Raw genomic sequence first — 7088 nt, 5'->3', positions numbered from 1 at the left:
CGGTTGATATTGACCTTACCTATATTCCGATAGAGCCACGCACGGAAAGTTTGGAAAAGATAAATCAATATCTCGGAGAGCTGAAAACAAGTATAGAACGTGCCATTCCCGGAATACATGTGATACATAAATCCAAAGTATGGAAATTGCAATGCACGTATGATGGCGCCACGGTGAAAATAGAGGTAAATGGTACTAAACGGGGCATACTTGGAGAGGTTGAAATCATGGAACTCTGTCCGAGAGCGAAGGAAGAGTTTCAAGCCAACTGTAAGGCACGCATAGTTCCTTATTCTCAATTGTATGGAGGGAAGATTACAGCTGCCCTCAGCCGCCAGCACCCACGTGACATGTTTGACTGCAAATACATGAAAGACCAAACACTTGAAGATGTAAAAGACGGGCTCATCTTATGCTTATTGGGAAGCGACAAGCCTATCGTAGAATCTCTGTCTCCTAATAGCATAAACCAAGAGGAGGCACTTGAAAACCAATTCAAGGGAATGTCAGATATTCCATTTACCTATACAGACTATGAGCAGGCTCGCGAATCCATCATTAAAAAGGTAAATGACAGCCTTACAAATACAGATAAGGAATTCCTCGTTTCCTTTGAGGATGGAACACCACAGTGGGAGAAATGTTGCGCAGGGGATTTAAGCCAATATCCATCCGTACAATGGAAATTGCTGAATATAGGCAAACTCAAGAAACAGGCTCCCGATAAGCACAAAGAGGGAATAGATAAGCTAAAAGGTTATTTACAGGTATAGTGATAAAAGTCAGACATCCATATTGAATGTCTGACTTTTATTTAGCCCCTCGACATGTGTTTAGTGTCTCCACTTGGGTCTGAAACTCTGTAAACGGCTATCCTCTTCTTTATCTTGGACAGGATTGTTCTCATTTTTCATTTCGACAGAATAATTATTGTTGGGTAAATTCTCTTCTTGCTCCTTTTCTTCCGTTTCATCTTTTTCCTCCTCCGGCGGTGCAAGCGTAAGCGCAATCCGTCTGTCCAGTTCGGCAGCCTCCCCTTTGAGTGCACGGAGTTCATCCTCTTTCTTCCAAGAACTATTAGCGATGTTGGTGTAAACGTCCTTGTTGGCCACAACCTTTGCCATTTCTTTTTCATGCGACTCTATCACCTTGGGAATACGCTCCAAGGCATTAACGAAGTTCTGGCAGGCGAGTTTCGGATCAGATGCCAACTTACCATTATTGTAGGTGTAGTAAATGCTCTCCTGCCCCTTGACAAAGAAGCGATTGATGGAACAATCAAACAAATCCTTGGCACTGCTCTCCGTCTTAACCATAATAGAAAAGCCATAAATCTCACCGATTTTGTTGTATTCCCCCTTGGTGCGTGCTTTCTCGTCGATCTCCTGCAGGCGTGCAGCAATAACTTTGATGTCCGTATTATCCTCCACACCTTTAATCTTGAGTTTATTAATGGCTTCGCCCTCTGCATTACGTTCCACACGCTGCCCAAAGCAAGCCAAGTCCGCCTTAGCCTCCTTAATCTTGTCCGAATGGAAAGATACGGAACTCTCTATTTCCGCTAACTTACCCGTTGCCGCATCACGCTCGCGGAGGAAGTTCTTGCGCTCTGATTCCAAGGTAGTGATTTTCTTGTCAAGTCTTGCTTTCTCCAAAAGGTCGGTATTGCCTGAAAGTACTGCTACATACTCGGAAAAGTTCATACCGCTGTCCTCGTCCATCGATCCCTCATCAATGGTGCGACTGCCAAGCGTGTTTGTCTTCAGCTGGTTGATGAACAGTTGCTTGTTGTGCAGCAGGTTGAACTTGTAGCTGTCCAACGACCGCTCGACAGCATAGATAATCACATCGACCTTATTGTCCGCAAACTCCTTAGCGATAAGGTTTCCCTTACGCACGGCTCGCCCGTTGCGTTGCTCAAGGTCTGACGGTCGCCACGGTGTATCGAGTTGATGGACCGCAACAGCCCGTTGCTGGGCATTGACTCCAGTTCCCAACATAGAGGTAGAACCGAAGATAATGCGGATGTCGCCACGGTTCATGGCATCGACCATTGCTTTCTTTGCTTTCTCGTTCTTGCATTCCTGAATGAAGCGTATCTCGTAGGACGGAATATGATAGTCCTCCACCAACTTACGCTTGATTTCCGAATAGACGTTCCATTCGCCAGGCTTGTAAGTACCTAAATCAGAGAAAACGAACTGCGTACCTTTCTGTGCATCGTACTTTTGGTAATAGTCATTGAGCAGCTTGGCGCAGTGGCTTGCCTTGTTGTCAATATGATCTGAGTACGCATTTTCATCAATCATGCGTAAATCAAGGCTCATCTTTCTGGCGTAGTCTGTTGCGATGAGCATTTTTGCCCTTTCCTCGCTCTCACTCAGTGGTGCTCGTCCCAAGATTGTGGCATCGCCACTCTTGGCAAACTCCATCAGCTTGCCGATAAAAACTTCCTGCTCGGGTGTCGGTGGTATGTTATGCAGTATCTCATTCTTCTCCGGTCTGTCGATGCCGATGTCCTTTGCCGTACGGAAGTCGCAAATCTCCGCATAGAACGAGGCAAGCTCCGGTACCTTGATAAAGGTACGGTAACGTTCCTTCTGGATAATCTCATTGGTGATGGAGAACTCGTAGTCAGTAGATTTCTTGGCAAAGACGGCTGCCCAAGCATCAAAACTGTTGATACCCTGCTTTTCCAAAGCCTGCGGACGAAGATACTTGAACAGAAGATACAACTCTGTCAGGCTATTGGAAATAGTAGTTCCCGAAAGAAAAGTGGCTCCCAAATCCTTGCCGGACCGTTCTTGTATGGTACGAATAGCAAAGAGCATGTTTAAGGCACGTTGTGAGCCATCGGGATTGCCCAAGCCCGACACACGGTCGTGGCGTGTGTTGAACATCAGGTTCTTGAATTGGTGGCTTTCATCGACAAAAAGGTGGTCGATACCCATCATCTTGAAGTCTACAGCATCGTCCTTACGCTCAGCGATGCTATCCTGTATGTTCTGTAACTTGGCTTCAAGTGTCTGCTTGCGCTTCTCCAAGCCTTTGAGCATACCACGGGAGATGTCTCTTCCTTGTTGTCGCAACACTTCGAGATTTTCTTCCACAGAGTCCAGTTCCTTTTGCATAATCGCTTTCTGTATCTCCAATGCTTGCGGTATCATTCCGAACTGCTCGTGCGTGAGGATGATGCAGTCCCAATCATTGTTCTTGATGTCGTTGAAAATACGCTGGCGGTTCTGCTTATTAAAATCGTTTTTCCCGGGATAGAGTACCTTAGCATTAGGATAAGCTTTCCTAAAGGTATCGGCAATGTCGAATACGTTTGCCTTTAGTCCGATAATCATCGGCTTGTTTGAGAGTCCCAATCGCTTCATCTCGTAGGCAGCCGTACACATGATGAGTGTCTTTCCCGCACCCACCTCGTGGTCACAGATGCCGCCACCGTTGGTTTTGAGCATCCACACGGCATCCTTCTGACTCTTGTAGAGGTCTGCAATACCCAATCGTCTGAGGTCAAGGTCGGGAAACGTCTGGTGCGTGCCGTCAAAATTAGGTCGCACAAAACAGTTGAAAAGGCGGTTGTAACGGTCGGATAACTGCTGCTTGAACGTGTCAGGTGTCCGTCCGAGCCAATCGACAAAGCCCTGTCTGATTTCCTCAATCTTGGCATTTGCCATCTGGATGGCATGTCCGTCCCTTACTTTGATGGTCTTGGTCTCTCCCGTAACCTTGTCCGTCACCTCCTTGCTCTTGTTGATGTCGGGAATGGTATTGTGTAGGGCATGCTTTAAGAGATTGATACCGTCATAGCGGCGGAACTCACCCTGTACGGCATACTTGTGCCAGATATTGGCATTCTTATGGTCACATACAATGCTGTACTCGTCCATGTTGGAATGATAGGACACGCCAATGTCCGTCCCGAAGAACTCCGAAGCGAACCTGCCATAGACTTTAGCAGGTATCCAGCGTTCACCGAGATTGAAGTCAAGGTCTGCAAAGGGAATGGGTGTTGGCGTGGCTGCACGCAAGGCAGCAAGGCTCTGTTTTGCCTCTTCGTGGTCGGGATGGTCCAAGAGCCATGACTCGATACGCTCCGCCTTCTCTATTACATTGCCCGAAATGAACTTGTCCGCTACCTCGTAAGCATTTGTTTCAGGATTAAAGTAGATACGACCTTCCAAGGAAGAAATAATGTCGTTTTCCTCCATATCAGGTAAAAGCGAACTCATGTAGTCAAGTTCCACCGTGCCGTATTTGTTGAGCGATGCACCCAGTGCCTCCATCGGGTCTGCGGCAACGGTCAGTTCCGTGATGGCAAATGCCGTCGGATGGTCGAAGATGTCCGCCTTGATATATTTGCCGTTTTCAGAACGTTCCAAGAACAGCATTTCCACGCCTGTAGCATCCATCTTGATGATGTCGGTGTTCGCCTTTTGGTTGAAGAAGCCCCACCGTCCCACATAGCCATCGTAAAGGCGGTTGAGTTTCTCGCGTTCCTCCCTGTCCTCTGCATGATTGTTTGCTTCATAGTCATACAATCTGTGATAACTATCCCTGATGTCGATATATGCCTTGAGCCGTGAGAGTTGTGAATAAGGCAAGTCCATCGGGTTAAAGGTTGGATGTCGCTTTAGGTCAGAAAGAAACCCCACCTGACCTTTCTGCACGACAATGGAGCCGTCTCTTAAGTGAGAGTCAGGCGAAGAGAGAAAAGGGCGCGGGGAAGCGTCAAACTCCTTTCTGACTTCCGCTATCGGCTGCGGCTTGCGCTCCTCGGCTTCGTTCATGAAGTCAAAGAGTGACGGCTCACGTGGAGAGGAAGAAACTGCCTTCCTGCTGCCACGGGTACGCCGTCGGGGAACAGCTACTGACTTTTGTATCTTGCTGTCCGATGATTTTTGGGGAGCAGTTTGAGTTATAGGACGATGCGCCTGTGAAGTTCCTGAATTATCCTTGATTTCATTGTTCACACGGCTGACCTCTCTTGTCCAAAGGCTGTATTCCTCAGGGGCAAACAGTGACAGCTGCTCCGGTTGTCCGATGTCTTCCATATTATTGTCCATCACCGGATGATGATCGTCGTCAAAGAATATTGTCTGCCCATTCATCTCTCTTGGGGCTTCAATATCCGTACGGATTTCTTGTTGTTCCTGCTCGTATTGATGATGAAGTGTCAAGGCGGGTACGCCTTCGGGAGCAGGTTCAACAGTTATGGAAGGCTGTTCTGATACTAATTGTTGTGGGGCAGATTCTGATGATGACGGCTGTAATGGAATTGTCTCTCCGCCAGGAACGGTATCTTCCATTATCTGCGTATCGTTCTCAGAAGCAATGGTCACAGTCTCCTTAACCTTATTCTCTGTTTCTGTCTTTGTTACCACTTCTTCCTTGATTTCCTCTGCCACCACTTTTTCTTTAGTATATTGTCCCCTTACGATTTCTTCCAGTTCGGCTATCTCGTGCAATTTCTTAGGAGAGAAATACAAGTCGCGTTCAATGCCCAGTCCTCTTACTTTCACGCCTTCCATTTCATCGAGGGACATATTACCAAGCTCCCAGCCGTAACCCATCGTGACAGCACCGAAGCCAATGCGGCTCTTAGGGTCATATTCCAGAAGGTAGGCTGTGTATGCTCCCATCGGGAAGAAATAGCGTGCATAGGCAACCTTGTCGCCTATGAGTTTCTTTTCCGTGCTGTAAAGTTTAGGCAATTGTTTCCTGATGCTGTCGGGCATGAGATTATAGGCGTTATCCGCCTCCTTGTCCGTTTTTGGCTCCTCGTTGGGCAAATCAACCGTTATACCCAACTTCTGCAGTTGTTTCTCCGCTTCTTTCTGTCGTTCCTCTTCCGTCATCGGTATGCCAGTTTCATAGAGCTTTCGGTCAAAACGTTGCTCAACTTCCAAGGAGAGTTGTGTCCTGATACTCTCCGCCAGATCTTCAATGCTACCATCAAAGTGATACTCCCATGCAGGTTTGCCGTATGGGTCCCTGCCCATCGTGCGTTCCGTGGCAATGGTTCGGTGGGCTATATCCTTCCATTCACCGTCAAAGAGCGAATTGTGCTTGAATACGACAGAAGAACCTTCGGCTATGGGAGCGGATACGGATTCTATAAATTGCTGCTCGATGCCCTCGGAAATTATCTTTCCCGATTGTTTTTGCAGGACAATGAGGTCGCTGCCCACTTCCGTTCCAGCGTTCTCTGAAAACAGACCCGACGGCAGGCGGAGGGCAGAGATAAGCCGGCTGTTCTGCATGAGGTAACGGCGTATGGCTTCATTGCGGGGACTGTCCAAAACGCCTTGTGAGGTGATAAATGCCAGTAAGCCACCTTCCTTGATGCAGTCCAGACCTTTCACGAAGAAGTAATTGTGGATGGCACGTGTGGACTCGCGCTTTAGTGTATCCTTACCTCTACTGTACTCTCGGTCATAGACCATGAAATCACCGAAAGGAATGTTACTTGTTACAAGATCATACTTGTCCTTGTCTTCCAGCTCTCCAATGGCTTCAAAAGGCTCATTCCGGACGAAAATGTTACCTTTGCCATAGGGGTGCATGGCTTGGCTGATTCGTGCCGTGAGCAAGTCCTTCTCCATTGCGTCCACAATTCCAGCCTGCCTTGCAAAGGTTTCGGCAAAGGCACCCATGCCAGCCGAAGGATCCAAACATCGACGTATGGGTACATTTACAGAAGTGAGAGCATCGGCAATGGCGGTGACGATACGGGTATCGGTATAGAAGGAGGTCAGTACACTTGCCTTGATGCCCTCCCAATACCGCTTGGCGGTATTGGCATCTAAGGCTTCACGATAAATCATCTGCTTGAGCTGTTGGGTAGGTTCAAAGAGATTCTGCTCAGACTTGCTCCAATAGCGTATGTCGTCGGGGGTGTCCGTGCGATTAAGCACGCATTTCAAGCCACCGAAGCCCTGATAGCCGCGCAATATGCCTTTCTCTGCTTCGGTGGCTTCACGGCGTTCTTTCTCCAAGCGCAGCACGACACGGATTGCTTCCGTATTGGCTGCCAAGACTGCTTTCTTATTGTATGCCATAGTGTTTTCTTTTTAATTAAG

Annotated in this window: 2 protein-coding genes; one reads left to right on the top strand and one right to left on the bottom strand. The window is 47.8% G+C overall.

What is annotated here, in order from left to right; all coding sequences use genetic code 11:
* A partial coding sequence (locus HMPREF6485_RS10215; protein ID WP_004346361.1) for a nucleotidyl transferase AbiEii/AbiGii toxin family protein occupies positions 1–773 on the top strand: 773 nt, incomplete at its 5' end.
* Between the two features lie 60 nt (positions 774–833).
* Here HMPREF6485_RS10215 and HMPREF6485_RS10210 read toward each other — a convergent pair.
* On the bottom strand, positions 834–7067 hold the full coding sequence (locus HMPREF6485_RS10210) for a helicase-related protein (protein ID WP_004346360.1): 6234 nt from the start codon (positions 7065–7067) through the stop codon (positions 834–836).
* Between the last annotated feature and the right edge of the window lie 21 nt (positions 7068–7088).

Origin of the sequence: Segatella buccae ATCC 33574 (assembly GCF_000184945.1) — a bacterium.
In the GTDB taxonomy this organism is placed as follows: domain Bacteria; phylum Bacteroidota; class Bacteroidia; order Bacteroidales; family Bacteroidaceae; genus Prevotella; species Prevotella buccae.
Note: the sequence above shows the minus strand (reverse complement) of the source record. Positions and strands in the feature narration are given on the sequence as shown.